The organism is Palleronia rufa, from assembly GCF_000743715.1.
Classification (GTDB): Bacteria; Pseudomonadota; Alphaproteobacteria; order Rhodobacterales; family Rhodobacteraceae; genus Palleronia; species Palleronia rufa.
In genome coordinates this window covers 145,201-171,704 of record NZ_JQEY01000006.1, presented here as the reverse complement: position 1 = coordinate 171,704, position 26,504 = coordinate 145,201, and the positions used below count along the sequence as shown (strand labels likewise).

Genomic DNA, 26,504 nt, shown 5'->3' with positions numbered 1-26,504 from the left:
CCCGCCTATGTTGCCCCGCGCCGGATGCTAGCCGATCTTTCCGCGCGGTCCGTCGCCGACCTGCCCGCGATGGAGCAGCAGATGGTCCAGGATCACCGCCGCCGCCATCGCCTCGGCCACGGGAACGGCGCGGATGCCGACGCAGGGGTCGTGCCGGCCCTTCGTGATGACCTCTGTCGGCTGCCCGGATCGGGTGACGCTGCGGCGCGGGGTCAGGATCGAACTGGTCGGCTTGACCGAAAACCTGACCACGATATCCTGCCCGGTAGAGATCCCGCCCAGGATCCCGCCTGCATGGTTCGACGCATAGACCGGCCCGTCGTCGCCCATGTCGATCTGATCGGCATTCTGCGATCCGGTCAGCGCGGCCGCGGCCATGCCTTCACCGATCTCCACCCCCTTGACCGCGTTGATCGACATCATCGCCGCGGCCAGATCGCTGTCGAGCTTGGCATAGACCGGGGCCCCCAACCCGGCCGGTGCGCCCGAGATCGTCACCTCGATCGCCGCACCGACGGAATCGCCGGATTTGCGCAGCCCGTCCAGGTAGCCGGCCCAGGTGTCCGCCGCCCGCCTGTCCGGAGTCCAGAACGGATTGCGCGCGATTTCCGCCGCGTCGAAGGCTAGCGGATCGGCCTTGTGCGGTCCCATCTGCACCATGTAGCCCAGGATCCGCAGGTCCGGCACCAAGACACCCAGCGCGGCCCGGGCCACGCCCCCCGCGGCGACCCGCGCCGCCGTTTCCCGCGCGCTCGACCGTCCGCCGCCGCGCGGATCGCGGATGCCGTATTTCTGCCAGTAGGTGATGTCGGCATGGCCCGGCCGGAAGGTCTCGGCGATGTCGCCATAGTCTTTCGACCGCTGGTCGGTGTTGCGGATCGTCAGCTGGATCGGCGTGCCGGTGGTCTGGCCTTCATAGACGCCGGACAGGATCTCGACGGCGTCGGCCTCCTGCCTCTGGGTGGTGTACTTGTTCTGACCCGGCTTGCGCCTGTCCAGCCAGACCTGCAGATCCGCCTCCGTCAGCGGCACACCTGGCGGGCAGCCGTCCACGGTCGCGCCCAGTGCCGGGCCGTGGCTCTCACCCCATGTGGTGACGCGAAAGAGGTGGCCGTAGGTGTTCAGGCTCATGGATCGGCTCCGGGGCAAGGCACACAGCCTGTTACCGGCGCGCACCGGGCGTCACAAGTCCGCTCCCCCACCGTACCGCGACGGCGGCGCGCGAGATGCCCCTTGCCGCTACCCGGTCGCACCGCTACCTCTTGGTCAACCTCGGGGTGCCCGTCTGGGCTGAGACGCGATCCGCGAACCCGTTGAACCTGACCCGGCTAGAACCGGCGGAGGGAAGGTCAAAGGGCATCGCGCCGCCTTTCCCCCGTTCGGGCCCAAAGGAGGCGACATGCGACAGACGCAGACCCCGAAAACGCCGGCCCGCGCATCTTTTCGCCATGGCGTGGCTGGCCTCATGGTCATTGCTGCTGGACTGATGGCCGCACAGCACGCCGCGGCCCAGGATCGTCCGGTGCTCGACGTCTACACCTACGACAGTTTCGTGACGGAATGGGGCCCCGGCCCCGCCATGGAGCAGGCGTTCGAGTCGACCTGCGACTGCGATCTGCGCTTTACGGCCATGGGCGACGGCGCGGCGCTTCTTGCGCGGCTGGAGCTGGAGGGCGCCCGGACCGATGCCGACGTGGTGCTGGGACTCGACACCAACCTCATGGCAGAGGCGCGGGAGACCGGCCTTCTGTCGCCCTCCGGGGTGTCGGGCATCGACTGGACCCTGCCCGTCGACTGGCAGGACGACATCTTCGTGCCCTACGACTGGGGCTACTTCGCCTTCGTCCATCGCACGGACTTCGACGCGCCGGAGAATTTCCGCGCCCTGGCGGAGGGCGATGCGTCCATCGTCATCCAGGATCCGCGCTCATCGACCCCGGGCCTGGGCCTGCTTCTCTGGGTCAAGCAGGCCTACGGCGACGAGGCCCCCGCCATCTGGGAATCGCTCTCCGACAATATCGTGACGGTCACCCCCGGCTGGTCCGAAGCCTACAACCTGTTTCTGGAGGGTGAGGCCGACATGGTGCTCTCCTACACGACCTCACCGGCGTACCACCTGATCGCAGAGGACGACGCCGGCTTCGCCGCCGCCCGCTTCGAAGAAGGCCACTACCTGCAGGTCGAGGTCGCAGCCGCCGTCGCCTCTTCCGACACACCCGGGCTGGCGCAGGACTTCCTGTCGTTCCTCGTCTCCGACGCGGCGCAGTCGATCCTGCCCACGACCAACTGGATGTACCCCGCCGTGATGCCGGAGGCGGGCCTGCCGGACGGGTTCGGCACGCTGATCGACCCCGGCAAGGCGCTGCTCGTCCCGCCGGAGGAAAGCCCGCAGGCGACGCGAAAGGCGCTGTCGGAATGGCTCGCCGCCCTCGGCCGCTGACCGCAGCGGGGCTTGCCGCCGGGGGTCTGGTCTCGGCGCTGGTGCTGGGATCGCTGGCCGCGGTGGCGTCCCGCGCGCAGATCGGACCGGGGGCAGGGCTCGGACCCGGCGACTGGGGCGCGGTGCGGTTCACGCTCTGGCAGGCGGCGGTCTCTGCGGCGGTGTCCGTCGCGCTTGCCGTCCCGGTTGCCCGGGCGCTGGCCCGGCGGCGGTTTCCGGGCCGGGGGCTGCTTGTCACCCTTCTGGGCGCGCCCTTCATCCTGCCGGTCATCGTGGCGATCCTGGGGCTGCTGATGGTCTTCGGGCGCGCGGGCTGGGTCAACGACGCGCTGGCTTTCGCCGGCCTGCCGGCCGTGTCGATCTACGGCTGGCACGGGGTGATCCTGGCGAATGTGTTCTTCAACCTTCCGCTGGCCACGCGCCTGATCCTTCAGGGCTGGCTGTCGATCCCGGCAGAGCGGTTCCGGCTGGCGGCGTCGCTCGGGCTTGATCGCCGCCGCGCCTTCCGCCTGATCGAGGCACCGATGCTGCGCGAGGTTCTGCCCGGTTCGGCGCTGGTGATCTTTCTGATCTGCACGACCAGCTTCGCTGTGGCCCTGACTCTGGGCGGTGGACCACGGGCCACGACCATCGAATTGGCGATCTATCAGGCGTTCCGCTTCGATTTCGACCTGTCCCGCGCGGCATTGCTGGCGCTGTTGCAACTGGGCGTGACCGCGCTCGCCGGAACGCTGGCGCTGACGGTGGCGGTGCCCGATGCCATGGGCGCGGGGCTGGGCCGGCCGCTGGTCCGCTGGGACCGGGGGCCGGTCTGGGGCGACGGGCTGGCCATCTGCCTTGCGGCGCTGTTCCTGCTGGCGCCGCTCGCCGCGCTGCTGCTTCGCGGCGGACCGGCGCTGGCGGGTCTGCCGGCATCGGTCTGGGTCGCGGCGGGACGCTCGACCGCCGTGGCGCTGGGATCCGCGCTGCTGTGCCTGGGCCTGGGCCTTGCCATCGCCGTCGCGGCCCAGCGCATGGGGGGGCGCAGGGCCCGGGGGGTCGAACTGGCCGGGATGCTGGGATTGGCCGCCTCGCCGCTGGTGCTGGGCACCGGCCTCTTCATCATGCTCTACCCTTTCGTGCGGCCCGACCGGCTGGCGCTGCCCGTTACCGCGCTGGTCAATGCGACCATGGCGCTGCCCTTCGCGCTCCGCGCCCTGGTCCCGGCCGTCGCCCGGATCGAAAGAGACTATGGCCGCCTTGCCGATTCCCTGGGCCTCCGCGGTCTTGCCCGTCTCCGGCGTCTGCTGCTGCCGCGCCTTGCCCGGCCGCTGGGATTCGCCGGTGGGTTGGCGGCTGCACTCTCCATGGGCGATCTGGGGGTCATCGCGCTCTTTGCCGATGCGCAGTCCGCGACCCTGCCGCTCCAACTCTACCGGCTCATGGGGGCATACCGGATGGACGAGGCGGCGGGGGCGGCGGTCCTGCTGCTGGGACTCAGCCTGCTGGCGTTCTGGATCTTCGACAGGGGAGGGCGCGTCGATGCTGACGCTTGAGCGCGTGGCGATCCTCCTTGAGGATTTCGCCCTGGCCGCAGACCTGTCGGTGGCGGAGGGCGCGCGTGTGGCGGTCATCGGTCCGTCCGGGGCGGGGAAATCCACGCTGCTTGCCGCGATCGGGGGGTTCGCGCCGATCTCGGACGGGCGGCTCCTCTGGCGGGGCGCGGCGATCGGCCACCTGCCCCCCGCGCGCCGTCCGGTGGCGACGATCTTTCAGGACAACAACCTCTTTCCCCATCTCACCGTTGCCGCGAACGTCGGCCTGGGGCTTGCGCCCAATGCCCGCCTGGGCGCGGAGGACCGCGCCCGGGTCGCGGAGACGCTTGCCTCCGTCGGGCTGGGAGGGCTCGGCGCGCGCAAGCCCGGCAGCCTGTCCGGGGGACAGCAGAGCCGGGTCGCCCTGGCCCGCGCCGCCCTTCAGGACCGGCCGGTGATGCTTTTGGACGAACCGTTCGCCGCGCTTGGCCCGGCGCTCAAGGTCGAGATGATCGACCTGGTGATCCGGCTGGCCGACGACCGCGGCGCCACGCTTCTGATGGTCACGCACGATCCCGGGGACGCCCGCCAACTAGGCGGCGAGACGATCCTGGTGGCCGAGGGCCGCGCCCGGCCGCCGGTGCCGACGACGCAGTTGTTGGAGAATCCGCCCGACGTACTTCGGAATTATCTGGGCTGAAACGCAGACGGCCCGGACATTGGGTCCGGGCCGCCGGGTCGCATGTCGCGACCGGGTCACTCCGCCGGGACGCGGTCCTTGGCCTTGCGCTTGTAGGGCGCCCAGATGCGCTTGTTCGTGAAGTAGAGCAGCACCGCCAGCACCGACAGCATCAGCACACCCGCAAAACCGGCCCGCTTGCGCGCGGCGAGCTTGGGCTCCGCCGTCCACATCAGGAACGCGGCGACATCAACCGATGCCTGTTCGATGGTCGCTTCGGTCCCGTCCTCATAGGTCACGTCATCGCCGTAGAGTGGCGGCGGCATGGCGATCCACCGGCTTGGAAAGGCGGTGTTCTCATAGAGGACCACGCCGGCCTCTTCCTTCTGCTCGCCGGTATAGTCGGTCAGCAGCGACGCGATGTATTCGGGACCGCCGCTCCCCTTCAGCAACTGGTTGATGCCGAGGCCGTAGGGGCCGTGAAACCCCGCCCGGGCCTTCGCCATCAGGCTGAGGTCGGGCGCGTTGGCAAGCGACGACTCGGGAAAGTTGTCGGTGGGCTTGGCAGGGCGAAAGTCGCCCTCACCGTCCAGAAGCTTTTCGTCGAAGACCTCGTAGAGTTCGGCGTAGGCGCGGACCTGCGGCTCCGGCAGACCCGGACCGCTCTCTGCGCCCAGGGTGCGGAGCGGCACGTAGCGCAGCCCGTGGCAGGCCGAGCAGACCTCGGTATAGACCTGCAACCCGCGCTGGAGCTGGAACTGGTCGTAGGTTCCAAACGGACCCTCGAACGGGAAGGCGTAGTCGGTGATCGTCGTCTCCTCTTCCACGGCCGCGTGGGCGGCGCCTCCAAGCCCGAGGGCAACGGCGGCGCCGAGCGCGAGATATCTGAGCATGGGCATGTGTCCTCTCACTCTGCCGGGTTGACGACGGTCTTGGTGCCGCCGGTCGCGGGGGCATAGTGCCTTGCGTAGTCTTCCTCGATGGTTCCCGGCTGTGGAAGCGGCTTCTCGATCACTCCGAGAAGCGGCAGCATCACCAGAAAATACACGAACCAGTAGCCCGTCGCGATGAGCGAGATCGTGGCATAGGGTTCGGCGGCGGGCCGCGCGCCGGCCCACATCAGGACGAAGAAATCCACGATGAACAGCGCGAACCACCATTTGAACATCGGCCGGTACCGGCCCGATCGCACCGAGGAGGTGTCGAGCCAGGGCGCCAGAGCCATCACCGCAATGGCGCCGAACATGGCCAGGACGCCGAAGAACTTGGCGTCGATCACACCGCCGGTCACGAAGCTGGCGATCTGGACGACCCAGACATCGGAGGTGAAGGCCCGCAGGATCGCGTAGAACGGCAGGAAGTACCATTCCGGCACGATTTCCGCAGGCGTCTTGAGGGGGTTCGCCTCAACGTAGTTGTCGGGATGGCCGAGGTAGTTCGGCATGAAGCCGACGATGGCGAAGAACACCGCCAGGATCACCGCCAGTGCGAAGAGGTCCTTGAGGACGAAGTAGGGCCAGAAGGGCAGGGTGTCCTTGGCCGCCTCTTCCTTGGAGGCGCGTCGCACCTCGACCCCGGTCGGGTTGTTGTTGCCGGTGGTGTGGAAGGCCCAGATATGCACCACCGTGAGGCCGGCAAGAATCATCGGAAACAGGTAATGGAGCGAGAAGAAGCGCGTCAGGGTGTATTCGCCCACCGCCGGTCCGCCCAGCAGCCAGGTTTGCAGGCTTTCGCCGATGAACGGGATCGCACCGAACAGGCCGGTGATGACCGTGGCGCCCCAGAACGACATCTGACCCCAGGGCAGGACGTACCCCATGAAGGCCGTGCCCATCATCAACAGGTACATCAGGATTCCGATGATCCAGGTCACCTCACGCGGCTCCTTGTAGGAGCCGTAGTAGAGCGACCGGAAGATGTGCAGGTAGACCGCCACGAAGAACAGCGACGCGCCGTTGGCGTGGAGATACCGCAGCATGAAGCCGCCGTTGACGTTCCGCATGATGTGCTCGACCGACGCGAAGGCCCGGTCGGTGGAGGGGATGTAGTGCATCACCAGAACCACGCCGGTGGCGATCTGCAGCACCAGCGTAAAGGTCAGCACGATCCCCCAGATCCACATCCAGTTGAGGTTCTTGGGGGTGGGGATCATGATCGTGTCGTACAGAAGGCCGACGATCGGCAGGCGCCTGTGGAGCCACCGTTCGCCCCCGGAAGTCGGTTCGTAATGGTCGTGCGGGATCCCGGCCATGTCAGTCTCTCCTTATCCCAGAACGATGGTGGATTCGTCGGCGAAGGACGCGACGGGAATGTAAAGGTTCTCGGGCGCCGGACCTTTGCGGATGCGGCCGGCCGTATCGTAGTGGCTGCCGTGGCAGGGGCAGAACCAGCCCCCGAAATCGCCGGCGCCGTCGCCGATGGGCACGCAGCCCAGGTGGGTGCAGACGCCGATCATCACGAGCCATTCCTCGGAGGTCTCGCCGTCGACGCCCTGCGACAGCGCGCGGTTCGGGTCGGTGGCCGGGGCGCCGTCCTCGATGTTGGGGTTGCGCGCGATGGGGTCCGGCAGGGAGGACGGATCGACGGCGTTCGCCTCGTCGATCTCTTCCTGGGTGCGGCGACGGATGAACACCGGCTTGCCCAGATACTCGACCGTGAGCTGCGTGCCGGGCTCGATCCCGGCGATGTCGACGCGGATCGAAGACAGCGCCTGGACGTTCGCGGCGGGATTCATCTGGTTGACCAGCGGCCAGACGGCGGCGCCGGCGGTGACAGCGGCGGCGCCGCCGGTGGCGTAGAACAGGAAGTCGCGGCGGGTGCCGCCTTGGTCGTCAGCATGTGACAAAGGGTTTCTCCTTCTTGCGAGCCGGTCGGGCGGTCGGCCAAGGGCCCCGCGCGGACGGCATCCGGCGCGTTTCTACAGGGTCTAGCGGGAGAGTCGCACAGCGTCCAGCGGACAAACTGGCGCAATCGCCAAAGGGCGGAGTGTATTCTTGAAGCCCCCGCGGGAATGCCGCGAAAGCACCTCTGCGCGGCCGCATCGCCGCCGGGTGCGAATCGCCTGGCCGTTCCGGCGCGCCTTGGGACGCACCCGGGCCGCGGATCAGGACGGGCGGCTTGCGATCATCGACGGACGTGCGGCGAACGTCGCTTCCCACGCGGCCAGGGCGCTCCGGCCCATGCGCCAGTCGCGGCCGGGATGACGAAAGTCCAGATAGGCCAGGGCGCAGGCCACGGCGATATTTCCCATGTCGAGCGGGCCGGACAGGTGACTGATCCAGCGATCTTCCAACGCGTCGAGCGCGGCGGCGACCTTGCCCCACTGCGCCTCCACGAAATCGGGAAACTGCTTGCCCTCGGGACGGATGCGGCCCTCGTAGACCATCAGCACGGCCGCATCCATGATCCCGTCCGCGGTCGCCTCCAGGGTCAGGGTCTCCCACAGGCGCCGCTCTGGGTAGAGCCCGGCGCCGGCCCGGTGGTCGAGATAGCGGCAGATCACCCGGCTGTCGTAGAGCGCGGGTCCGTCGGGACGGGTCAGGCAGGGGATCTTGGCAAGGGGGTTGAGGTTGGCGGGATTGGGCGTCAGCGGCGTCTGTACCGACTGGACAAGGGTCACATCGCCGGTCTGGTCGGTCTCGTGCAGGACGACCATGACCTTGCGGACGAAGGGCGAGGCGGCGGCGAAGAAAAGCTCCATCATGCGCCCGACATTAGCGACCCGGGCGGGAATGTCCCGCGCTTTCGTCACCCGGGCGGATCGCGCGTGAGCGTGGCGAGTGCCGTCACCTCCTGGCTCGGCAGATTTGTTAGATGCCGCTCTCCGCTGACGGCAGCGTGACAGTCGGCGACTGCTGGTCGTCGGGGCTGCGGCGGCGATCCGCCGGGCGTCACGGCGTGGCGCGCCAAAAGGGTCCTGGCTGGCGCGCCGGAGGGTAACCCGATCCCGGTCGCTGCGGTCGCCCTTGCGAACAAGATGGCGCGCGGAATCCGGGCGATGCCGACGCGCGGTGAAAGCTATCGCGGCCCGGTGCTGATCGGCGCCTGATCGGGCGCCGAACGGGCAATCGGGTCCCTTAGTTTTAAGGAAGGCACGATCAGCATGGACACATGATCGAACCGATCCGGTTCAGGCAAACCAGACACCGTCCCTGAGCCCCGATCCCGGTCCCGGAGATCCGACCCCGATCCGCGCATCACCACCCCGGCCAGCGGCGCCAGTCGAGCGGCCTCCACAGGCCTGACAAAAATACGCACGCGATCACGTCTCCGGACGATCGGAAATCCCTTGCAAAGCGAGCGGCATTCACGAACGCGGGTCGCGGGTCGCGGGTCGCGGGTCGCGGGTCGCAGGTCGCAGGTCGGCGCGATCCGCGCCGCGTCGGGTTTGTTCTACCCCAGGTTCACGGTGCTTTCGCCCGCCTCGATCCACAGCCTGAAGAGGGCGATGGCAGAGCATCCGGTCCCGCGCTTCCGCCGTCATCTTGTCGCTGCGCCAGGACGGCTTCGCCGCGAGCCGCGCTTCGAACGCGGCGGAGAGGCGGTCCGCCATCGTCCGGATCTCCACTTGCAGGCGGCGCTCCGGCCGTCCGGACAGGTGGATCGCCACATCGTTTCACGTCGGCACCTGGTCCGGCAGGCCGTACCGGTCCCGCAAAACATGGCCGTCCGGTCCCGACACCACGATCACGCCCGGCCCGTCCACCCTGCGCGCGATCGGGTTCGAGCGCACCAGATGCAGCTCTGCGTGGTCGCTTTCCATCGGGAAAGGCACATGCGCCAGCAGCGGCACAGGGTCGGCCCGGACCGACAGGACGCCGGACCCCCGCGCCGCCGCCATCCGCAGGGTCAGCGCCTGCGTGGTTGCGCGAACGACGGGGTTCGCGTGTATCTCAGGCCAGCAGCCGCGCGCCGGAGATGCCGGTCACCGTCAGCGGGACGATCTGTCCTTCGGGCTGCGGTGCGGTCACGGCGACCTCGGCGAACTGCTCGGTCCGGCCCAGATGCGGGCTCTCCATCAGCACCCTGTGGGTGCGGCCGACCTGTGCCGCCAGATGCGCGGCCACCGCCCGGTCTCCCGCTGCCCTGAGCCGCGCCGCGCGCGCCTTGACCACGCCGCCGTCAAGCTGCGGCATCCGCGCCGCGGGCGTGCCCTGCCGGGCCGAATAGGGGAACACGTGCAGCCAGGTCAGCCCGCAGTCATCGACCAGCGCCAGGGAGTCGGCGAACTGCGCCTCCGTCTCGGTCGGGAAGCCGGCGATGATGTCGGCGCCGAAGGTCATGTCGGGGCGCAGGCGCAGCGCCTCCCGGCAGAAGGCGATCGCGTCGGCGCGCAGGTGACGCCGCTTCATCCGCTTCAGGATCAGGTCCGCGCCGTGCTGGAGCGACAGGTGCAGATGCGGCATCAGCCGCTCTTCGTCAGCGATGGCGCGCATCAGCGCCGGGTCCACCTCGATCGAGTCGATCGAGCTGATCCGCAGGCGCGGCAGATCCGGCACCAGCCGCAGGATCCGCATCACCAGATCGCCCAGCCGCGGCACGCCCGGCAGATCCGCCCCCCAGGAGGTCAGATCCACCCCGGTCAACACGACCTCTTCGTAGCCGCGCGCCGACAGGCGCCGGATCTGCTCGACCACCACACCCGCGGGAACGGACCGCGAGTTGCCGCGACCGTAGGGGATGATGCAGAAGGTGCAGCGGTGGTCGCAGCCGTTCTGGACCTGGACATAGGCGCGGGAGCGGGTGCCGAACCCGTCGATCAGATGGCCGGCGGTCTCTTCGACCGACATGATGTCGTCCACCTGCACACGTTCGGTCGTACCGGTGAAATCGGGGGCGAGGGCCGCCCATGTCTCGGGGCGCATCTTTTCTGCGTTGCCGACGACGCGGGTGACCTCGGGCATCGCGGCGAAGGTCTGGGGCTCGGTCTGGGCGGCGCAGCCGGTGACGATCACCGCGGCGCCGGGGTTCTCGCGCGCCAGCCGGCGGATGTCCTTGCGGGCCTTGCGCACGGCCTCTGCCGTGACGGCGCAGGTGTTGACCACCACGGCGTCGCTGAGTCCTGCCTCGCGCGCCAGTTCGCGCATCGCCTCGGTCTCGTACATGTTGAGCCGGCAGCCGTGGTTGGAAAAGACCGGCGCGTTCATGCCATCGCCTCCAGCCAGGCGGGCGCGAGCATTCCATCGGCCACATGCGCCGTCGGCCCGGTCATCCACACGCCGTCCTCCGCCCAGTCGATCGACAGGGTGCCGCCGTCCAGATCCATCCTGACCGCACGCCCCGCCAGACCGCGCCGCGCCGCCGCCACCGCGACCGCGCAGGAGGAGGACCCCGAAGCCAGGGTGACCCCCACGCCCCGCTCCCACACCCGCATCCGCAAATGGTCCGGCCCGACCAGATGCGCGACCTGGACGTTGGTGCGCTGCGGAAATAGCGGATGATGCTCATGCGCCGCGCCGAAGGCGGGCAGGTCCACAGCGTCGGCGTCGTCCACGAAGAAGGTGCAATGCGGGTTGCCCATGCCGGTCGCCACCGGATCGCCCGGGATGGGCAGGCGCTCGGGGTCGACGGGACCGGCCAGGGGAATGGCCCGCCAGTCGAGGACCGGCGCCCCCATGTTGACAGCTGTCAACCCACCGCCGGCGTCCCGCGCGGCAAGCACGCCGCGTCCGGTGGACAGGGTGATGGCGGGCGCGCCGGTCTCATCCATCAGGTGCCGTGCGATGCAGCGGGTGGCGTTGCCGCAAGCGTCCGACTGTGTCCCGTCCGCGTTCCAGAACACCAGCCGCGCGTCGGCCCGGCCGTCCGGCAGGATCTCGGCCAGCTGGTCGAAGCCGATGCCGCGGTGCCGGTCCCCAATGGCCCTGACCAGCGCGGCAGAAAGCGGCAAACCGCCCGGCCGGCGGTCGATGACGACGAAATCGTTGCCCAATCCATGCATCTTCATGAACGGCAGGGGAGTGCGGGCGATAGCCATGGGACCGGCATATAGAGACCGGCGGGGTCCGAGAAAAGCGCCCGCTTTGCGCTTGACGCCTTCGGGCGGCGCGGCTACCTCCCCGGCCAGTGAGCCTGTAGCTCAGTTGGTAGAGCAACTGACTTTTAATCAGTAGGTCCAGGGTTCGAGCCCCTGCGGGCTCACCATGTAATCAATAAGTTATAGCGCGTTTGGATGATGTGCCGGTAGAGTGGGGGCCGGGGGTAACGATTGGGGTAACGCGGAGATTTTTCCCACTTCGGTTGGGCGAAGTGGCGCGCAGAGTAAGGCATATACTTCTGTCTGGTTGCGGATAACCGGCGAACCCCATATCGAAGAGGGGAACAGCCACCGTGCGCACGAGTTAAGAACACGATAAGGTGGATATGCCACAAGGGTTCACAAGATCGTCCCTCGGGTAGCGAATCATTCAGCCGATCCCTACGTGATAGGCATGTTGAAAACGGAGAGTTTAATGGCACAGAAGCTTCGGAAAGCCGGTGGCCGGCATCTGAACCGCTTCCCCCCAGAAGCTGACGGGGAGTTCGATGTCGTACCGCAAGAGCAGATCGTAGAGTGGCGTCAGAAGCTGAACGAAGAGTTTGGGCTCGGAAGAGGTCGCCTTACTGTGGTTGAGGAACCGGCCTGAAGTCTTGGCCAACTGGGAGACATCCGCCCCCGCGATTTACAGCGTTGTAACTGGCTTCTTTCCAGAAGCATCTCCGAAGAGCACGTGGGCGACTAATCCTCGCCCACTTCTGGTTTGTGGAGTAGCGAGGGACGAGGCCGGCACTATTTTTTGCCGTATCGCCTACGGTACAACTCAGAAGTTGCACTTAGCCAAGCCCGACGATTTAGTCGTGGGCAATCTATCAATCCTCGACAGCTTGAAGCTGAAGAATCCAACTCGGTTCGTTATCTATTCGGGCGAGCAGATGGCTATAATGCCTTGGACCGACAGGTTTTTTCGACCTTGGTCTCAGTTCAGTTCTCCTGTTCTGTCCATACTTCCTGAGGATGTGCAGAGGTACGTCGGACAAGTTCTGGTTACGCGGCCGGACCTTCCGCAGTTCTGATTGAACGTTACGGCGGCTTCGGCCTCGTCCCATACCTATGGCCTAGAGCGGGATGAAATCAGCCTGAATCGATAGAGGATTCACAGGCCTGCATTTTGGTGATTCACTGTTGCCGACCACAAGATGGAGGGCGAGTAGTGGGTAGAGCACTTTCAATGGACCTTCGAGAGAGGGCAATGGCGCGGCTGTTGGGGGGCGAGAGCGTGCGTCAGGTCGCAGCGGCCCTGGATGTGGCTCCGTCCAGTGTTGTGAAGTGGTCGCAGCGTTTGCGTGCGACCGGGAGTTGCGCTCCGGCAGGGACAGGCGGCCACCCGCCACGCAAGATTGCAGGCGGGCATGAGGCGTGGCTTCTGGAGCGGATAACGGAGCCGTTCACACTGCGCGGACTGGTGGTGGAACTGGCCGAGCGCGGGCTCAAGGTCGACTACCGCACCGTCTGGGCCTTCGTGCGCCGCACGGGCTACTCGTTCAAAAAAAGACCCAACTCGCCGAGGAGCAGAACCGCCCCGACGTGAGCCGCCGCCGTGTGCGCTGGAAGCGGCACCAGGGCCGGATCGACCCCCGTCGTCTCGTGTTCATTGATGAAACCTGGGCCAAGACCAACATGGCCCCGCTGCGCGGCTGGGCTCCCAGAGGTGAACGCCTGATCGGGCGGGCCCCGCATGGTCACTGGCGCACCATGACCTTTATCGCAGCGCTGCGTCATGATCGGATCGACGCGCCCTTTGTTTTGGACGGTCCCGTCAACGGCGAAGCGTTCCGGGCTTATGTCGCGCACGTGCTCGTCCCAACCCTGCGCCCGGGCGATGTGGTGGTTATGGACAATCTGGGCAGCCACAAAGGGCAAGCCGTGCGGCAGGCGATCCGTAACGCGAAAGCGCATCTACTTTTTCTGCCGCCCTACAGCCCCGACCTGAACCCGATTGAACAGGTCTTCTCGAAGCTCAAACACATGCTCCGCAACGCAGCCGAGCGCACAATGGAGGCAACGTGGCGCAGGATCGGGACACTGCTCGACCGCTTCAGCCCACAGGAGTGCGCGAACTACCTCGCCAATACTGGATACGCTTCAAGCTAATCTCATCATGCTCTAGAGCAGGCTTACTCAAAGCTGAAAGCCCACCTTCGAAAAATCGGGGCCAGAACCTTCACCGAGGTCTTTCAAGCCATCGGTGCAATCTGCGATCTCCACGACCCAGCAGAGTGCTGGAACTACTTCAAGGCTGCCGGATATGTTGCAGGTTAAAACCGAAATCTTTTAATAGAGCAATCGCCGTGACTGGCAGCTTTGTCCCGCATCTGCGCTGCTGAGACGGCGCGCAGCGAATGGTCGGTATGGCTTCGATCCCTCAGCGCGCATCTTAACGTCCAGTTCGGCGAGTTGCGCTGCGGCGCCGAATCTCGAACGCTGCGACCGCGAGCATCTTCCTTGTCATGCTGCAGTTGCATCACTTGATTGCCGAACGGCAGGAAAGTCCGCGAAGCTATCGGACGCAAGTTCGGCGCGCCTCCTGCCTTTTCTCGTGGATAATAGGGAAAACAATTCCCGCGGTGGGTCGGCGCTGCTCTGCCAGGGCCGAGAGAAGCGCCATGACGGCCAGACCGAAGCACAGCAAAGCCAGACCGATGACAAGATCCGGCTGAAGCCGGTCCGACAACGGACCCGGACGCGGTCTATTCGGAATCCTGCGGGAAGATCAGCCGCTCGTCGCAGGGTGCCACGCGCAGGATGTTGGTGGTGCCGGACTGGCCGAACGGAACGCCCGCGGTCACCACGATCTGGTCCGTCTCGACGGCGAAACCTTCGGTCCGCGCGGCGCGGGCGGCGTTGATGACCGCCTCCTTGAACCGGCTGACCTCACCGGTGCGGACGCAGTGCATTCCCCAGGTCAGGCTGAGCCTGCGCGCCGTGCCCATCATCGGCGTCAGCGCGATGATGGGCACCTGCGGACGTTCGCGCGCGACCAGCGCCGCCGTCGTGCCGGACTGGGAGAAGCAGCAGATCGCGGTGATGTCCGTGGTCTCCGCGATCTCGCGCGCCGCAGAGACGATGGCGTCCGCCACCGTCTGCTTGGACCCGCCGCGGCTGGCGTTGATGACCTCACGGTAGATGGGATCGCCTTCCACCTCTATGGCGACGTTGTTCATGGTGGCGACAGCCTCCACGGGATACTGCCCGGCGGCGGACTCGGCAGAGAGCATCACCGCGTCCGCCCCCTCATAGATGGCGTTGGCGACATCCGACACTTCGGCGCGGGTGGGCATCGGGCTCTCGATCATCGATTCCAGCATCTGGGTCGCGACGATCACCGGCTTGGCGGCGGCGCGGCACTGGCGGATCAGGCGTTTCTGGATCGGCGGCACGTTCTGGACCGGGAGTTCGACACCCAGATCGCCGCGCGCCACCATGATCCCGTCCGACGCCGCAAGGATCGCGTCGAAGTTGCGAACGGCCATGGGTTTCTCGATCTTCGACAGGATCGCCGCGCGGCCCCGGCAGAGGTCCCGCGCCTCTTCCACATCGCGCGGGCGCTGGACGAAACTCAGCGCAAGCCAGTCAACGCCCAGCTGGCAGACGAAATCCAGGTCCTTGCGGTCCTTGTCGCTGAGCGCCGCCAGGGGCAGTTCCACATCCGGGACGTTCACCCCCTTGCGGTTCGAGATCGTGCCGCCGACCAGGACCTGACACTCCGCGAAGTCGTCGCCGCACTCCTTGACCTTCAGGCGGATCTTGCCGTCATTGACCAACAGCGTCGCGTTCGCCTCCAGGGCTTCGAATATCTCCCGGTGGGGCAGTTGCACGCGGGTCGCGTCGCCTTCGGCCGGGTCCAGATCCAGCCGGAAGCTCTGGCCCTCCTCGATCTCTTCCTCGCCGTTCTGGAACACGCCCAGCCGCAGCTTGGGGCCCTGCAGGTCGGCCAGGATGGCGATGGGCCGACCGGTGTCCTCTTCGATCTGGCGGATGATGCGATGGCGCTCGGCGATCTCGTCGTGGCTGCCATGGCTCATGTTGAGGCGGAACACGTCCGCGCCGGCGTCGAACAGCGACCGGATGGTGTCGGTATCCGATGAGGCGGGGCCAAGGGTGGCCACGATCTTGATCTTGCGCAGGCGTCTCATGGAATGCTCCTGTTAGCGTCGGTCAGTTTATTGACCGAAAGCCGGTCCCTGACAACCGGGACCGCGGGGATGCGGCGTCAATGCTTGATCTTGTCCGGACGTCTGCCCACTTCTGCGGCACCGAACCGACGGGAGAGACGAACATGGACGACACCACGCGTACGGAACTCGAGGCCGCGGCATTCCGCAGGCTTGTGGCGCATCTGGCCGAGCGCACCGACGTGCAGAACATCGACCTGATGAACATGGCGGGGTTCTGCCGCAATTGCCTGAGCCGATGGTATCAGGAAGCCGCCGCGGAGGCGGGCGTGGAGATGTCCAAGGACGAGGCCCGAGAGGACATCTACGGAATGCCCTACGACGAATGGCGCGCCACACACCAGCGGGACGCGTCCGACGCGCAGCGGCAAGCCTTCGACGCGGCTAACAAGGGGCACTGATGTCGGCACGGCTGGAGCTGGTCCAGTTCGTCCGCGACGCCCTGGCCGCCGGACGCTCCCGGGCCGAGATCCGCGGGGCCCTGTCAACGGCGGGCTGGCGCGACCGCGACGTGGACCGCGCCCTGTCGGCCTATGCCGACGTGGGCTTCACGCCGCCGGTGCCGCGTCCGCGTCCCTTCGCCTCGGCCCGCGATGCGGTGATGTACGGGCTGGGCTTCTTTGCGCTGGCGGTCGTGCTGGTCAACGGCGTCGCCGCGCTTTTCGACCTGGTCGAGAGCGCCGCAGGCGAAGGTCGCCCCTGGTCGGCGAGCGCCCAGGCCTGGCGCATCGCTGCCATTGCGGTTTTCGCGCCGCTTTTCGCCTATATCGACCTGCGCGCCGATCTCGAAAACCCGGTGCGGAAGGTCCTGGCCTATGCCGCGCTCTTCTTCGCAGCGCTGGTGCTGCTTTTCACCCTGGTGGGTGTGATCGCACTCGGCCTGACCGGCGGGTTGGGAACAGAGGTGACGTTAAAGGCGCTGATCCTGGCCGTCGCGGCCTGCGCCGTACTCGTCTACTATCGCCGGGACCTGAGGGCCGATACGGAGCGTTAGGCCGCAGATAGGGAAACGCCGCTTGTTCCGTCTTGTCCTGGGTTCCGTCCTGGCCGCCGCGATCTTGGCCCCGGCGCTGGCGGATCCTTCGCCGCAACTCACCAATTCCGTCGCGCAGAAGCTGTCGGTCTATGGTATCCGCGTGAAGCCGGAGGATCTGACCACCGCGCAGGCCGCGGCGTTGCACCTGCTGCTGGTCTCAGAGAACGGCTATCTGAACATCCGGCGCAAGGCCCGCGCGATCTTGCGCGACCCGGACGACCGCGACTGAGCGCTCAGGCCGCCAGTCCCTTGGCGCCCATGGCAACGAATTTCTGCCGCCGCTCCGCGCGGATCGCCGCTGGGTCCATCCCGGCGAATCCGCCCAGAAGGTCGGTCAGCGCCTCACCCACCGCCGCGACTGCGGCGCGGCCATCGCGCTGGGCGCCGCCCACCGGTTCGGCGATGATCCGGTCGATCACTCCCAGCCGCTTGAGATCCTGCGCGGTGAGGCGCAGCGCCTCCGCCGCCTCGCGCATCTTCTCGGCGTCCTTCCACAGGATCGACGCGCAGCCCTCGGGAGAGATCACCGAATAGACGGAGTGTTCCAGCATGGCGACCCGGTTCGCGGTGGCAAAGGCCACGGCGCCGCCGGACCCGCCCTCCCCCACGATCACCGACACCATGGGCACGCCAAGCCGCAGGCACCGTTGGGTCGAACGGGCGATGGCCTCCGACTGGCCGCGTTCCTCGGCGCCCTTTCCCGGATAGGCACCGGGCGTATCGATGAGGGTAATCACCGGCAGGCCGAACCGATCGGCCAGATCCATCAGCCTGATCGCCTTGCGGTAGCCTTCGGGACGGGCCATGCCGAAGTTATGCTCAAGCCGGGACTTGGTATCGTTGCCCTTCTCATGGCCGATAATGACGACCGCGCGCCCGTCGAGCCGCGCGAGCCCGCCCATCACCGCATGGTCGTCGGCGAAATTCCGGTCGCCGGCCAAGGGCGTGTATTCGGTGAAAAGATCCCGGACATAGTCGCGGCAATGGGGCCGGTCGGGATGACGCGCCACCTGGCACTTCTGCCAGGGCGTGAGGTTCTTGTAGAGCGTCTGGAGCCGCTGCTTGGCCTTCTGGTCCAGCGCGCGGGCCTGCTCGTCCACGTCGTCGTCCCGCTCGGCCATGGCGCGAAGCTCTTCGGCCTTGCCTTCCAGATCGGCAAGCTGCTTTTCGAAATCGAGGTACTGGGTCATGGGGCTGTCCGTCTTCTGAATTCGGGCTTGGCACGTCGACGCCCTGTTCCTAACCTGTTTGCGGCGCCGACGTAAGGCACCGTCGCGGCAAGCGCGCTCCCCGGCCATGATCTTGACAACATATGATGACAGAGTTATATTCAGGCTATCGGAACAGGCCCGTCGTCCTGCCGGAGGGAAGCCCGCGTGAATCACGGATCGATACCGACCTTGCCCGCCTCGGCGAGGCGCTGGAGGTCGAGGTCTGGGCCGAACTCGACGCGCTGGCCCGGAACGACATGCCCGACAGGTACTGCGCCTTCGCGCTCTGTCGCCCGCGAACCGACCCGGTCGAAGTGTATCTGCGCCCAGTCGGCAAGGCGATGATGGTCGTGTCGGTGGATCGCGGCAGGCCGGATCATCGGGCGATGTTCCACGGCATGGGTCCCGGTCGCGATGCCATCGTGGCGGCCGAGGCTCTCGTCAGGCAGGATCTCGGGCTGGTGAACGAAACTCTGGAGGAACGACCATGGATGCGAAGAACCTGATCGAGCGTCGCAAGACGGCGCGTCCGGATGCCGCCGCGCGGTTCGCGTCCGCGGAGCAGGTGCGCGCCCGGCGCACGGTCGAGATGCTGCGCCGTGCCCGGCAGGTATCCGGACTGACCCAGAAGGCGCTGGGCGAGGCGACGGGGTGGGACCAGTCCTTCATCTCCCGGACAGAGCGTCTGGACGGCCACAAGCCCAGCGACGAGACCGTTGTGCGGTGGATCAAGGCCTGCGGCTTCGACCTCCAGTCCCGCGTGATCGACCCCGCCGCGGATGACGGCGACGGCGTCATCGCGGAGATGGTGGCCTGAACCTCGACGCGGTCTGGGACTGGGCGGCCTTTCTGGGGATCGTGATCCTTTCGGTCCCGGTGCTGTCGCTGGACCGGCGCAAGGCCCGCGCCGCCCGCATCAGCGGACGACCTGCGCCTTCGGGACCGCTTTCCGCCCTGCGCGCCCGGTCGGTGGCCCGGATAGAGCGCTGGGTGTCGCGGTGGCGCGCGCTCGACCGGGTGTGCCTGTGGACCGGATACCTGCTGCTTCTGGGATCGGGGCTCGGGCGCATCGCGACCTAGCGCCCGGCGATCATCTCCGACTGCTTCACGATCACCTCGGCCTGCCGGATCGAGGCCAGGTCGACCAGCCGCCCCTTGTAGACCGCCGCCCCCTGCCCCGTGCGCCTGGCCTCTTCCATGGCGTCCAGGATCTCGCGCGCCTCGGTCACGGCGGCGTCGGACGGGGTGAACACCTCATTGGCCAGCGCCACCTGCTTGGGGTGAATTGCCCATTTGCCGACCATGCCGAGGGTGGCCGAGCGCAGCGCCTGGGCGCGGAACCCCTCGTCGTCCGAGAAATCGCCGAACGGCCCGTCCACCGGCAGGATGCCATGGGTGCGGCAGGCGGCGACGATGGCGGTCTGCACCCAGTGCCACGGATCGCCCCAGTATTTCTGACCCTCGCGGGTCATGTAGTAGGTCTCCTGCGTCCCGCCGATGCCGGTGGTGGCCATGCCCATGGACGCGGCATAGTCCGCTGCCCCCAGGCTCATGGCTTGAAGGCGCGGGGTCGCGGCGGCGATCTCGTCGACATGGGTCAGGCCGGCGGCGGTCTCGATGATGACCTCGAAGGCGATGGGCTTGCTGCGGCCTTTCGCGGACTCCACCGCCGTCACCAGCGCATCGACGGCATAAAGATCGGCCGCGTTGCCGACCTTGGGAATCATGATCTGGTCGAGCCGGTCGCCCGCCTGTTCCAGCAGATCGACCACATCGCGGTACCAATATGGCGTATCCAGCCCGTTGATCCGCACGCTCAGGTGCTTGTCGCCCCAATCGATGTCGCCGATGGCCTGGACGATGTTCCTGCGCGCCTCCGGCTTGTCGTCGGGGCTGACCGAGTCCTCCAGGTCCAGATTGATGACGTCCGCATCGCTCGCCGCCATCTTCTCGAAGATGGCCGGACGGGAGCCGGGTCCGAAAAGCTGGCAGCGGTTTGGCCGGGCGACGGGCGTTGGCTGGATCTTGAACGACATGCGACCTCGCAACATTGTTTCTTCTGCGTCGCGGCGAGAGCTAGGATATTGCCGGCGGCTTCGCAAGCGGGTCGGTCTTTCCCGGCTCGACCGGCCTTGACCGAACCGCGGGCTTGGAGGACACCGGACGCCATCAGCGCAAGAGGAGTCCGTGACATGTCCCGCACCGTCTACGTGAACGGCGACTACCTGCCCGAGGAGGAGGCGAAGATCTCGGTCTTCGACCGCGGGTTCCTGTTCGCCGACGCGGTCTATGAGGTCACGAGCGTCCTGGGCGGCAAGCTCATCGACTTCGATGGCCATGCCAAGCGTCTGGAACGCTCCCTGGGTGAGCTGGGGATGCCCATGCCGATGTCACGCGACGCGCTTTTGCAGATCCACAGGCGCCTGGCCCAGGAAAACGATCTGGAGGACGGGTTGATCTATCTGCAAGTCACCCGCGGCGCGGCGGATCGTGACTTTGCCTATCCGGCGCCCGATACGCCGCAGAGCGTGGTGCTGTTCACCCAGTCCAAACCGGGCCTGGCGGACGCCCCCCAGTCGCGGACCGGCATCAAGGTGGTGACCGTCCCCGACGAACGCTGGGGACGGCGCGACATCAAGACGGTCCAGCTTCTCTATCCGTCCATGGGCAAGATGGCCGCCAAGGCGCGGGGCGCTGACGACGCCTGGATGGTCGAGGACGGCGCGGTGACCGAGGGGACGTCGAACAACGCCTATATCGTCAGGGACGGGGTGATCGTGACCCGCCACCTGGGGACGGAGATCCTGCACGGCATCACCCGCGCCGCGGTCCTGCGCTTTGCGCGTGAGGCGCAGATGCGCGTCGAAGAGCGCGCCTTCACCGTCGAAGAGGCGCTGTCGGCGGACGAGGCTTTCGTGACCTCGGCCTCCGCCTTCGTCATGCCGGTGGTCGAGATCGACGGCCAGCGGATCGGCACCGGCGCGCCCGGCAGGGTCGCCACCCGCCTGCGCGAGATCTACCTGGAGGAAAGCCGCAAGGTCGCGGTGTAGGGGCGGCGGTACCGGCCCCGTCACGGGCCAGTGCGGTCCGGTCACTCGCTCTCGATCCGTTCTTGCCAGTGGGCGGCGTCTTCGGGCGTCAGGCGGATCCGGACGCGTGGGGCGGTGACATCGTCGAAGCGGATGATGAGTCCGTCCGCGTCGCTTTCGGTTACCGCATGGTCGAGCCGGCCCGCGAAATCGCCACCGCGGCAGATCACTCCGGCGCCCCAGCCCGTCATCACCAGCGCGGATCGCCCGTCGAGGGACACGATGCTGTCTTGCACCTGATCGCCCGGATAGGCCTGGTGCCAGAACCGGGCCGGAGCGTCGCGATCCGAAAGATCGGACCGGACGAGGAACCGGCGGGCTAGGCCCAGCCCGCCCAGGGCGGCGGCGACGAACAACGGTACGGCTGGACCCATCGGGGCCTCCTGCGACAGTGACCGCCGCGATATGGGCGCGCGCCGGCCCACGTCAAGAGCCTGCCGGACCGTCGGCGCTCCCCCGGGACCGGCGGTGCGGCCGGCCCGGTCTCCTGTGCGTTTGCAGGCGTGGCCGCCGACAGATAAAGAGCGGCGGCGAGATACCCGATCGCGTTCTGCAGAAAGGCCATCATGTCCCAGTCCTCCGACAGTTCGAATGCCATGTGGGGCGGCCGGTTCGCCGGGGGCCCCGATGCCATCATGGAGGCGATCAACGCCTCGATCGGGTACGACCGGCGGTTGGCGCCCCAGGACATCGAAGGCTCCCGCGCCCATGCGGCGATGCTGGCCGCCCAGGGCATCCTCAGCGATGCGGATGCACAGGCGATCCGGGACGGGCTGCTGACCGTCCTGGCAGAGATCGAAGCCGGCAGTTTCGACTTTTCCACGGCGCTGGAGGACATCCACATGAACGTGGAGTCGCGTCTGATCGATCTGATCGGCGATGCCGGACGCCGTCTGCACACGGGACGGTCGCGCAACGACCAGGTGGCGACGGATTTCCGGCTGTGGGTGCGCGACCAGTGCGACGCCGCCATCGCCGGGCTGACCGCGCTGCAACAGGTGCTGCTGACCCAGGCCGAGGACGGGGTCGACCGGGTGATGCCGGGGTTCACCCATCTGCAAACCGCGCAGCCGGTGACCTGGGGCCATCACATGCTGGCCTATGTAGAGATGCTGGGCCGCGACGTGTCGCGCTTTTCCGACGCCCGCGCGCGGATGAACGAATGTCCGCTGGGGGCCGCCGCGCTGGCGGGCACGTCCTTTCCGATCGACCGGCACATGACGGCCACGGCGCTGGGATTCGACCGGCCTTCGGCCAATTCGCTCGATGCGGTGTCGGACCGGGATTTCGCGCTGGATTTCCTGTCGGCCGCGTCGATCTGCGCGATGCACCTGTCGCGCCTTTCCGAGGAGCTGGTGATCTGGTCGTCGGCCCAGTTCCGATTCGTCACCATGTCCGACAGGTTCTCCACCGGCTCGTCGATCATGCCGCAGAAGAAGAACCCCGACGCGGCCGAGCTGATCCGGGCCAAGATCGGGCGGATCTTCGGCGCACAATCGGCGCTGCTGATGGTGATGAAGGGGCTGCCGCTGGCCTATTCCAAGGACATGCAGGAGGACAAGGAACAGGTGTTCGACGCCGCCGACACGCTGATGTTGAGCCTCGCCGCCATGGCCGGGATGATCGACGGCATGACGGCGAATGCGCCGGCGATGCGCGCCGCCGCCGGGCAGGGGTTCTCGACCGCGACGGACCTGGCCGACTGGCTGGTGCGAGAGGCCGGCCTGCCGTTCCGCGACGCTCACCACGCGACCGGCACGCTGGTCGCAAGGGCCGAAGCGAAAGGCTGCGACCTGCCCGACCTGACCCTGGCGGAGATGCGACAGGTGCATCCCGCGATCACGGAAGCCGTGTTCGACGTCCTTGGCGTGGACAATTCGGTGGCGTCGCGCACATCCTATGGCGGGACCGCACCGGCGAACGTGCGCTCGGAGATCGCGAAATGGAGAGAACGGCTGGCATGAGGCGGATGATCCTGACCGCGGGGCTTCTGAGCCTTGCCGGATGCGGCGCGGTCGGCGCCGGGATCGGCGTCGGTCCGGGAGGTCCGCGCGCCGGTGTGGCGGTGTTCGGCGGTCCCGGAACGGCGCTGCGGGTCAACAGCGACGGGCGGGCCGAAGCCTCCGTCGTTCGCGGGCCGGTCCACGTCTCGACCGGGGTCCGGCGATGATGCGGTTCGCCCTTGTGGGCGGGCTCTTGCTGCTCGCCGCCTGCGGCGCTGCCGGGGCGCCCGAGCCAGTGCGGGAGGGCATCACGGCGGAACCCGTGCGTATCGACATCTCCGGCACCGCGACCATCGGCGTGACAGGCGGACGGTGATGCGCCATGTCTTCCTGGTCCTGGCCGTCTGGGGGGCGATCCACCCGATGTGGTGGTTCCTGACCTACATGGCAGAGGGCAACACCCTGGGTCAGCTGATCGACGCGTGGTACGTCAACGCCTCGACCACCGGCCTGGTGTGGGATCTGACCATCGCCGCGATCACGCTGACGGTCTGGATTCTCTGGGAAACGTTCCAGAGCCGCGACTGGCTGCGCCTTCTGGCCATTCCCGCCATATTCGGCGTCGGTGTGAGCTTCGGTCTGCCGCTCTATCTTTGGCTGCGCTTGCGCTGATGGCCCCCCGGTGATCCCTGGCTGCGGTTGGGCCAGGGGAACCCCCGGCGCCGATCGCGCCTTGGTGGGCGAAGCAAGGACCGCCCCATGATTGACCGCCCCACAACCCGCGATGAGCTTGAGCATCGCATCCGCAACTCATCCATCGAAGGTTCGCCGGAAGAGATGCGCGCCGCGTTCCGCAGCCTCTTTGCCCCCCGCCCGGAGATCCGGACGCACCTGCTGGGCGGTGTTCCCTGCGCACGGTTCGGTGAGGGGCCACCGCTGTTGTGGCTTCACGGCGGAGGCCTGGTGCTGGGCGGTCCGGACACCCATGCGCGCGCGGCCGGATACGTCGCCCGCACGACCGGGCACCAGATCGTGCTGCCCGACTACCCGCTTGCACCCGAGGCACCCTGGCCGGCCCAGCGCGATGCCTGTCAGGCGGTGCTCGACGCCCTGGACGGGCCGGTGCCGGTGGTGGGCGATTCGGTCGGCGGGCAACTTGCGCTGATCCTTGCCCTCCGGCGTCCCGGTGCCGTAACGTCGCTTGCGCTGATTTCCCCCAACTCCGACCGCAGCGGACAGTCCACGACCCGTGACCGCGACACCGATCTGATGAACGACGGTGCCGGAGATACCGCGTTCGCGCGCACGGCCATGGGGGACCTCGACCCGACCGACCCGGAGGTTTCGCCTCTGCTGGCCGATCTTTCGGGTCTTCCGCCGACCCTGATCCTGGCCGCGGGGGCGGAGATGCTTCTGGACGATTCGCTGCTGCTGGCCCGCGCCCTGGCGCTGCGGGACGTGGCCGTGACGCTCCGCATCTGGCCGGGTCTCTTTCATCTGTGGCCGCTCTGGCCCGACATCCTGCCCGAGGCGCGCAGCGCCCTGGACGCCGTTGCCGTTCACATCACAATGGGATCTCCGTCGTCTCGCGCACCCGTTTGAGCGCGAAGCTCGACTGCATTCCCTGCACCCCGGGCAGCCGCGCCAGATGCCGGCGGTGGAGCCGCGCGAAATCGTCGCTGTCCTCCACCGCCACCTTCAGCAGATAGTCGGCCGTTCCCGCCATCAGGTGACATTCCAGCACTTCCGGTATCCGCGCCACGCCGGCCTCGAACGCGTCGAGCACCTCATCGGACTGGGCGGTGAGCGTGATTTCGACGAAAACGGTGACGCTGCGCCGCAAGATGCGCCGGTTTACCAGCGCAACGTAGCCGGCGATCACGCCGGCGGCCTCCAGCTGCGCGACCCGCCGGTGACAGGCGGACGGGCTCAGGGCGACCCGCTCGGCAAGGTCCGCGTTCGACAGACGCGCCTCTCTTTGCAGGATCCGCAGGATTCGGAGATCCGTTTCGTCTAGGCGCGCCATAGAGACAATTCTTCGACTATCAAACGAAAAATCGCAAGATCCTTCTGATCAGACGTCGCGACGCGCGCAAAACGCACGCACCTTGCCCGGCAATACGCCTATAGAAAATTCACACCCATCCGCATCCCAGGAGCGCATCATGAAGATCGGCTGCCCTACCGAGATCAAAGCCCAGGAATATCGCGTCGGCCTGACCCCCACCGCCGCGGCGGAAGCCATCGCCCACGGTCATGAGGTCATCGTTCAGGCCGGCGCCGGCGACGGGGCGGGCTATACCGATACGGACTATACCGGTGCCGGCGCGCGGATCGCCGCGGATGCGGCAGAGGTCTTCGCTGATGCCGACATGATCGTGAAGGTCAAGGAACCCCAGACCGCAGAGCGCAAGATGCTGCGTGAGGGGCAGATCCTGTTCACGTATCTCCACCTTGCCCCCGACCGGCCGCAGACGGACGAGTTGCTGACCTCCGGCGCGACCTGCATCGCCTATGAGACTGTGACCGACGGCAAGGGCGGCCTGCCGCTGCTGGCCCCGATGTCCGAGGTCGCTGGGCGTCTGGCCCCGCAGATGGGCGCCTATACGCTGCAGAAGGCCAACGGCGGCCGCGGCGTGCTGCTGGGCGGCGTGCCGGGCGTTTTTCCGGCCCATGTGGTCGTCATCGGCGGCGGGGTCGTCGGCACCCATGCGGCACGGATCGCCGCCGGCATGGGCGCGGAGGTCACCGTACTGGACCGGTCGCTGCCCCGGCTGCGCTATCTCGACGACGTGTTCGGGCGGACCTTCAAGACCGGCTACGCGTCGAAGACCTACACAGCGCAACTGGTGGCAGAGGCCGACATGGTGATCGGTGCGGTCCTTGTCCCCGGTGCCGCCGCGCCGAAGCTGATCAGCCGCGCCCAGCTGTCGGACATGCAGACCGGCGCCGTGCTGGTGGATGTGGCCATCGACCAGGGCGGCTGTTTCGAGACATCCCGCGCCACCACGCATGAGGATCCCAGCTTCGAGATCGACGGCATCATGCATTACTGCGTGGCCAACATGCCCGGCGCGGTGCCGCGCACGTCGACCCAGGCGCTGTCCAATGCCACCATGCCGTTCATGCTGCGCATCGCCGACAGGGGCTGGGCCGATGCCTGCCGCGCCGACCCGAACCTGGCCGAAGGACTGAACATCCATGCCGGGCAACTCACCAACCGCGCCGTGGGCGAGGCCCAGGACCGCGAGGCGGTGGACCCGTCCGCGGTGCTCTAGCGATACCGTCGGGCATCGCAGGGGCCGCGGACGCATCCGGCCCCCGGACGGCGCATGGGTTGCGGCGGAGGCGATCCCGGACCCGGATGCCCTCGGCCGGTCG

31 protein-coding genes, 1 tRNA gene and 1 riboswitch are annotated in these 26,504 nt (G+C 67.4%); of the genes, 18 read left to right on the top strand and 14 right to left on the bottom strand.

Annotated features, from left to right (window positions below):
• Positions 1-27: 27 nt before the first annotated feature.
• Positions 28-1,131 (bottom strand): chorismate synthase, encoded by a 1,104-nt coding sequence (gene aroC / locus KW83_RS10420; protein WP_036178167.1) that lies wholly within the window; start codon positions 1,129-1,131, stop codon positions 28-30.
• A gap of 132 nt (positions 1,132-1,263) precedes the next feature.
• Positions 1,264-1,363, top strand: a riboswitch (TPP riboswitch).
• 102 nt (positions 1,364-1,465) lie between these two features.
• Here aroC and thiB point away from each other — a divergent pair.
• Genes thiB through KW83_RS10405 form a run of 3 tightly spaced genes read left to right on the top strand, consistent with a single transcriptional unit; the run spans position 1,466 to position 4,654 of the window.
• Complete coding sequence (gene thiB / locus KW83_RS10415) at positions 1,466-2,440, top strand: thiamine ABC transporter substrate binding subunit (RefSeq protein ID WP_036178250.1); 975 nt, start codon at positions 1,466-1,468, stop codon at positions 2,438-2,440.
• Positions 2,416-3,975: an ABC transporter permease family protein gene (locus KW83_RS10410; RefSeq protein ID WP_036178166.1), complete on the top strand. Its 1,560-nt coding sequence runs from the start codon at positions 2,416-2,418 to the stop codon at positions 3,973-3,975. Before thiB ends, KW83_RS10410 begins: the two co-directional genes overlap by 25 nt.
• On the top strand, positions 3,962-4,654 hold the full coding sequence (locus KW83_RS10405; RefSeq protein ID WP_036178165.1) for a thiamine ABC transporter ATP-binding protein: 693 nt from the start codon (positions 3,962-3,964) through the stop codon (positions 4,652-4,654). Before KW83_RS10410 ends, KW83_RS10405 begins: the two co-directional genes overlap by 14 nt.
• A 56-nt stretch (positions 4,655-4,710) precedes the next feature.
• Here KW83_RS10405 and KW83_RS10400 read toward each other — a convergent pair whose 3' ends face one another.
• From KW83_RS10400 to dapF, 7 genes are all read right to left on the bottom strand, one after another.
• Positions 4,711-5,526, bottom strand: a complete 816-nt coding sequence (locus tag KW83_RS10400; protein WP_036178164.1) for a cytochrome c1 — start codon at positions 5,524-5,526, stop codon at positions 4,711-4,713.
• Positions 5,527-5,540: 14 nt separating this feature from the next.
• Positions 5,541-6,884 carry a cytochrome b gene (locus tag KW83_RS10395; RefSeq protein ID WP_036178162.1) on the bottom strand — a complete coding sequence of 448 codons (1,344 nt, stop codon included), beginning with the start codon at positions 6,882-6,884 and terminating at the stop codon, positions 5,541-5,543.
• 12 nt (positions 6,885-6,896) lie between these two features.
• Positions 6,897-7,478 (bottom strand): ubiquinol-cytochrome c reductase iron-sulfur subunit, encoded by a 582-nt coding sequence (gene petA / locus KW83_RS10390; protein WP_036178160.1) that lies wholly within the window; start codon positions 7,476-7,478, stop codon positions 6,897-6,899.
• A 258-nt stretch (positions 7,479-7,736) separates the two neighbouring features.
• The gene (locus tag KW83_RS10385; RefSeq protein WP_051928433.1) at positions 7,737-8,333 is read right to left on the bottom strand and encodes a glutathione S-transferase; all 597 of its coding nucleotides are present in this window, start codon (positions 8,331-8,333) and stop codon (positions 7,737-7,739) included.
• 915 nt (positions 8,334-9,248) lie between these two features.
• The gene (locus KW83_RS19180) at positions 9,249-9,524 is read right to left on the bottom strand and encodes an FMN-binding negative transcriptional regulator (RefSeq protein WP_268745542.1); all 276 of its coding nucleotides are present in this window, start codon (positions 9,522-9,524) and stop codon (positions 9,249-9,251) included.
• A gap of 1 nt (position 9,525) precedes the next feature.
• On the bottom strand, positions 9,526-10,779 hold the full coding sequence (gene mtaB / locus KW83_RS10375; RefSeq protein WP_036178158.1) for a tRNA (N(6)-L-threonylcarbamoyladenosine(37)-C(2))-methylthiotransferase MtaB: 1,254 nt from the start codon (positions 10,777-10,779) through the stop codon (positions 9,526-9,528).
• Positions 10,776-11,609: a diaminopimelate epimerase gene (dapF, locus tag KW83_RS10370; protein ID WP_036178149.1), complete on the bottom strand. Its 834-nt coding sequence runs from the start codon at positions 11,607-11,609 to the stop codon at positions 10,776-10,778. Before dapF ends, mtaB begins: the two co-directional genes overlap by 4 nt.
• Before the next feature lie 91 nt (positions 11,610-11,700).
• On the opposite strand from dapF, the gene KW83_RS10365 reads away from it, so the two are divergent.
• A tRNA-Lys gene (locus KW83_RS10365) sits at positions 11,701-11,776 on the top strand.
• A 305-nt stretch (positions 11,777-12,081) separates the two neighbouring features.
• Here KW83_RS10365 and KW83_RS10360 read toward each other — a convergent pair.
• Positions 12,082-12,270, bottom strand: coding sequence for a hypothetical protein (locus KW83_RS10360; protein ID WP_036178147.1), 189 nt, complete (start codon positions 12,268-12,270; stop codon positions 12,082-12,084).
• Positions 12,271-12,822: 552 nt separating this feature from the next.
• On the opposite strand from KW83_RS10360, the gene KW83_RS19900 reads away from it, so the two are divergent.
• Positions 12,823-13,763 (top strand): IS630 family transposase gene (locus tag KW83_RS19900; protein WP_161785428.1). Its coding sequence is split into 2 segments (ribosomal slippage): positions 12,823-13,155 and positions 13,158-13,763, totalling 939 coding nucleotides; the frame shifts between segments, so codons are not numbered across the junction.
• Positions 13,764-14,359: 596 nt separating this feature from the next.
• Here KW83_RS19900 and pyk read toward each other — a convergent pair.
• Entirely contained in the window at positions 14,360-15,805 is a 1,446-nt protein-coding gene (gene pyk / locus KW83_RS10345) for a pyruvate kinase (RefSeq protein ID WP_036178145.1), read from the bottom strand.
• 143 nt (positions 15,806-15,948) lie between these two features.
• Between pyk and KW83_RS10340 the strand changes: the two genes are divergently transcribed.
• From KW83_RS10340 to KW83_RS10330, 3 genes are read left to right on the top strand one after another with little or no spacing between them, the layout of a single operon-like run.
• Positions 15,949-16,245 (top strand): DUF1244 domain-containing protein, encoded by a 297-nt coding sequence (locus KW83_RS10340; protein ID WP_036178246.1) that lies wholly within the window; start codon positions 15,949-15,951, stop codon positions 16,243-16,245.
• Positions 16,245-16,838, top strand: a complete 594-nt coding sequence (locus KW83_RS19175; protein ID WP_051928427.1) for a DUF5671 domain-containing protein — start codon at positions 16,245-16,247, stop codon at positions 16,836-16,838. The genes KW83_RS10340 and KW83_RS19175 overlap by 1 nt, the downstream gene beginning before the upstream one ends.
• Before the next feature lie 22 nt (positions 16,839-16,860).
• Positions 16,861-17,109 (top strand): hypothetical protein, encoded by a 249-nt coding sequence (locus KW83_RS10330; RefSeq protein WP_036178143.1) that lies wholly within the window; start codon positions 16,861-16,863, stop codon positions 17,107-17,109.
• 4 nt (positions 17,110-17,113) lie between these two features.
• Here KW83_RS10330 and KW83_RS10325 read toward each other — a convergent pair whose 3' ends face one another.
• Positions 17,114-18,070 carry an acetyl-CoA carboxylase carboxyltransferase subunit alpha gene (locus KW83_RS10325; RefSeq protein WP_036178141.1) on the bottom strand — a complete coding sequence of 319 codons (957 nt, stop codon included), beginning with the start codon at positions 18,068-18,070 and terminating at the stop codon, positions 17,114-17,116.
• Positions 18,071-18,192: 122 nt separating this feature from the next.
• Here KW83_RS10325 and KW83_RS10320 point away from each other — a divergent pair, with 122 nt between their 5' ends.
• From KW83_RS10320 to KW83_RS10310, 3 genes are read left to right on the top strand one after another with little or no spacing between them, the layout of a single operon-like run.
• Positions 18,193-18,597, top strand: a complete 405-nt coding sequence (locus KW83_RS10320) for a hypothetical protein (protein ID WP_036178139.1) — start codon at positions 18,193-18,195, stop codon at positions 18,595-18,597.
• On the top strand, positions 18,579-18,908 hold the full coding sequence (locus KW83_RS10315) for a helix-turn-helix domain-containing protein (protein ID WP_036178137.1): 330 nt from the start codon (positions 18,579-18,581) through the stop codon (positions 18,906-18,908). The genes KW83_RS10320 and KW83_RS10315 overlap by 19 nt, the downstream gene beginning before the upstream one ends.
• A 41-nt stretch (positions 18,909-18,949) precedes the next feature.
• Entirely contained in the window at positions 18,950-19,171 is a 222-nt protein-coding gene (locus KW83_RS10310; RefSeq protein WP_036178136.1) for a hypothetical protein, read from the top strand.
• Here the strand turns inward: KW83_RS10310 and KW83_RS10305 are convergent.
• Positions 19,168-20,127, bottom strand: a complete 960-nt coding sequence (locus tag KW83_RS10305) for an L-malyl-CoA/beta-methylmalyl-CoA lyase (RefSeq protein WP_036178134.1) — start codon at positions 20,125-20,127, stop codon at positions 19,168-19,170. The two genes, KW83_RS10310 and KW83_RS10305, sit on opposite strands and share 4 nt — an antisense overlap.
• A gap of 156 nt (positions 20,128-20,283) precedes the next feature.
• On the opposite strand from KW83_RS10305, the gene KW83_RS10300 reads away from it, so the two are divergent.
• Positions 20,284-21,141, top strand: a complete 858-nt coding sequence (locus KW83_RS10300; protein ID WP_036178132.1) for a D-amino-acid transaminase — start codon at positions 20,284-20,286, stop codon at positions 21,139-21,141.
• Positions 21,142-21,182: 41 nt separating this feature from the next.
• Here KW83_RS10300 and KW83_RS10295 read toward each other — a convergent pair whose 3' ends face one another.
• Positions 21,183-21,554, bottom strand: coding sequence for a hypothetical protein (locus KW83_RS10295; protein ID WP_036178130.1), 372 nt, complete (start codon positions 21,552-21,554; stop codon positions 21,183-21,185).
• A 192-nt stretch (positions 21,555-21,746) separates the two neighbouring features.
• Between KW83_RS10295 and argH the strand changes: the two genes are divergently transcribed.
• The 5 genes from argH (at position 21,747) to KW83_RS10275 (ending at position 24,725) form a co-directional block, all read left to right on the top strand.
• Complete coding sequence (gene argH, locus KW83_RS10290; protein ID WP_081904557.1) at positions 21,747-23,144, top strand: argininosuccinate lyase; 1,398 nt, start codon at positions 21,747-21,749, stop codon at positions 23,142-23,144.
• On the top strand, positions 23,141-23,350 hold the full coding sequence (locus KW83_RS10285; RefSeq protein ID WP_152563560.1) for a hypothetical protein: 210 nt from the start codon (positions 23,141-23,143) through the stop codon (positions 23,348-23,350). The genes argH and KW83_RS10285 overlap by 4 nt, the downstream gene beginning before the upstream one ends.
• Positions 23,347-23,499, top strand: a complete 153-nt coding sequence (locus KW83_RS21155; protein WP_200879675.1) for a hypothetical protein — start codon at positions 23,347-23,349, stop codon at positions 23,497-23,499. Before KW83_RS10285 ends, KW83_RS21155 begins: the two co-directional genes overlap by 4 nt.
• Positions 23,499-23,795 carry a DUF2834 domain-containing protein gene (locus KW83_RS10280; protein ID WP_036178123.1) on the top strand — a complete coding sequence of 99 codons (297 nt, stop codon included), beginning with the start codon at positions 23,499-23,501 and terminating at the stop codon, positions 23,793-23,795. Before KW83_RS21155 ends, KW83_RS10280 begins: the two co-directional genes overlap by 1 nt.
• Before the next feature lie 87 nt (positions 23,796-23,882).
• Positions 23,883-24,725: an alpha/beta hydrolase fold domain-containing protein gene (locus KW83_RS10275; RefSeq protein ID WP_036178122.1), complete on the top strand. Its 843-nt coding sequence runs from the start codon at positions 23,883-23,885 to the stop codon at positions 24,723-24,725.
• Here KW83_RS10275 and KW83_RS10270 read toward each other — a convergent pair.
• Positions 24,688-25,149 (bottom strand): Lrp/AsnC family transcriptional regulator, encoded by a 462-nt coding sequence (locus KW83_RS10270; protein ID WP_036178120.1) that lies wholly within the window; start codon positions 25,147-25,149, stop codon positions 24,688-24,690. The two genes, KW83_RS10275 and KW83_RS10270, sit on opposite strands and share 38 nt — an antisense overlap.
• Before the next feature lie 139 nt (positions 25,150-25,288).
• Between KW83_RS10270 and ald the strand changes: the two genes are divergently transcribed.
• Entirely contained in the window at positions 25,289-26,401 is a 1,113-nt protein-coding gene (gene ald, locus KW83_RS10265; protein WP_036178117.1) for an alanine dehydrogenase, read from the top strand.
• Positions 26,402-26,504: the final 103 nt, after the last annotated feature.

Bases quoted from the DNA above. Each gene is read 5' to 3' on its own strand.
- KW83_RS10295 (WP_036178130.1), bottom strand. From the start codon at position 21,554: ATGGGTCCAGCCGTACCGTTGTTCGTCGCCGCCGCCCTGGGCGGGCTG.
- KW83_RS10320 (WP_036178139.1), top strand. From the start codon at position 18,193: ATGATGACAGAGTTATATTCAGGCTATCGGAACAGGCCCGTCGTCCTG.
- KW83_RS10280 (WP_036178123.1), top strand. From the start codon at position 23,499: ATGCGCCATGTCTTCCTGGTCCTGGCCGTCTGGGGGGCGATCCACCCG.
- KW83_RS10315 (WP_036178137.1), top strand. From the start codon at position 18,579: ATGGATGCGAAGAACCTGATCGAGCGTCGCAAGACGGCGCGTCCGGAT.
- KW83_RS10305 (WP_036178134.1), bottom strand. From the start codon at position 20,127: ATGTCGTTCAAGATCCAGCCAACGCCCGTCGCCCGGCCAAACCGCTGC.
- KW83_RS19175 (WP_051928427.1), top strand. From the start codon at position 16,245: ATGTCGGCACGGCTGGAGCTGGTCCAGTTCGTCCGCGACGCCCTGGCC.
- KW83_RS10325 (WP_036178141.1), bottom strand. From the start codon at position 18,070: ATGACCCAGTACCTCGATTTCGAAAAGCAGCTTGCCGATCTGGAAGGC.
- dapF (WP_036178149.1), bottom strand. From the start codon at position 11,609: ATGGCTATCGCCCGCACTCCCCTGCCGTTCATGAAGATGCATGGATTG.
- KW83_RS10300 (WP_036178132.1), top strand. From the start codon at position 20,284: ATGTCCCGCACCGTCTACGTGAACGGCGACTACCTGCCCGAGGAGGAG.
- KW83_RS10270 (WP_036178120.1), bottom strand. From the start codon at position 25,149: ATGGCGCGCCTAGACGAAACGGATCTCCGAATCCTGCGGATCCTGCAA.
- KW83_RS10285 (WP_152563560.1), top strand. From the start codon at position 23,141: ATGAGGCGGATGATCCTGACCGCGGGGCTTCTGAGCCTTGCCGGATGC.
- KW83_RS21155 (WP_200879675.1), top strand. From the start codon at position 23,347: ATGATGCGGTTCGCCCTTGTGGGCGGGCTCTTGCTGCTCGCCGCCTGC.
- thiB (WP_036178250.1), top strand. From the start codon at position 1,466: ATGGTCATTGCTGCTGGACTGATGGCCGCACAGCACGCCGCGGCCCAG.
- KW83_RS10395 (WP_036178162.1), bottom strand. From the start codon at position 6,884: ATGGCCGGGATCCCGCACGACCATTACGAACCGACTTCCGGGGGCGAA.
- KW83_RS10410 (WP_036178166.1), top strand. From the start codon at position 2,416: ATGGCTCGCCGCCCTCGGCCGCTGACCGCAGCGGGGCTTGCCGCCGGG.
- mtaB (WP_036178158.1), bottom strand. From the start codon at position 10,779: ATGAACGCGCCGGTCTTTTCCAACCACGGCTGCCGGCTCAACATGTAC.
- argH (WP_081904557.1), top strand. From the start codon at position 21,747: ATGTCCCAGTCCTCCGACAGTTCGAATGCCATGTGGGGCGGCCGGTTC.
- KW83_RS10400 (WP_036178164.1), bottom strand. From the start codon at position 5,526: ATGCTCAGATATCTCGCGCTCGGCGCCGCCGTTGCCCTCGGGCTTGGA.
- KW83_RS10340 (WP_036178246.1), top strand. From the start codon at position 15,949: ATGGACGACACCACGCGTACGGAACTCGAGGCCGCGGCATTCCGCAGG.
- aroC (WP_036178167.1), bottom strand. From the start codon at position 1,131: ATGAGCCTGAACACCTACGGCCACCTCTTTCGCGTCACCACATGGGGT.
- ald (WP_036178117.1), top strand. From the start codon at position 25,289: ATGAAGATCGGCTGCCCTACCGAGATCAAAGCCCAGGAATATCGCGTC.
- KW83_RS10385 (WP_051928433.1), bottom strand. From the start codon at position 8,333: ATGGAGCTTTTCTTCGCCGCCGCCTCGCCCTTCGTCCGCAAGGTCATG.
- pyk (WP_036178145.1), bottom strand. From the start codon at position 15,805: ATGAGACGCCTGCGCAAGATCAAGATCGTGGCCACCCTTGGCCCCGCC.
- KW83_RS10405 (WP_036178165.1), top strand. From the start codon at position 3,962: ATGCTGACGCTTGAGCGCGTGGCGATCCTCCTTGAGGATTTCGCCCTG.
- KW83_RS10275 (WP_036178122.1), top strand. From the start codon at position 23,883: ATGATTGACCGCCCCACAACCCGCGATGAGCTTGAGCATCGCATCCGC.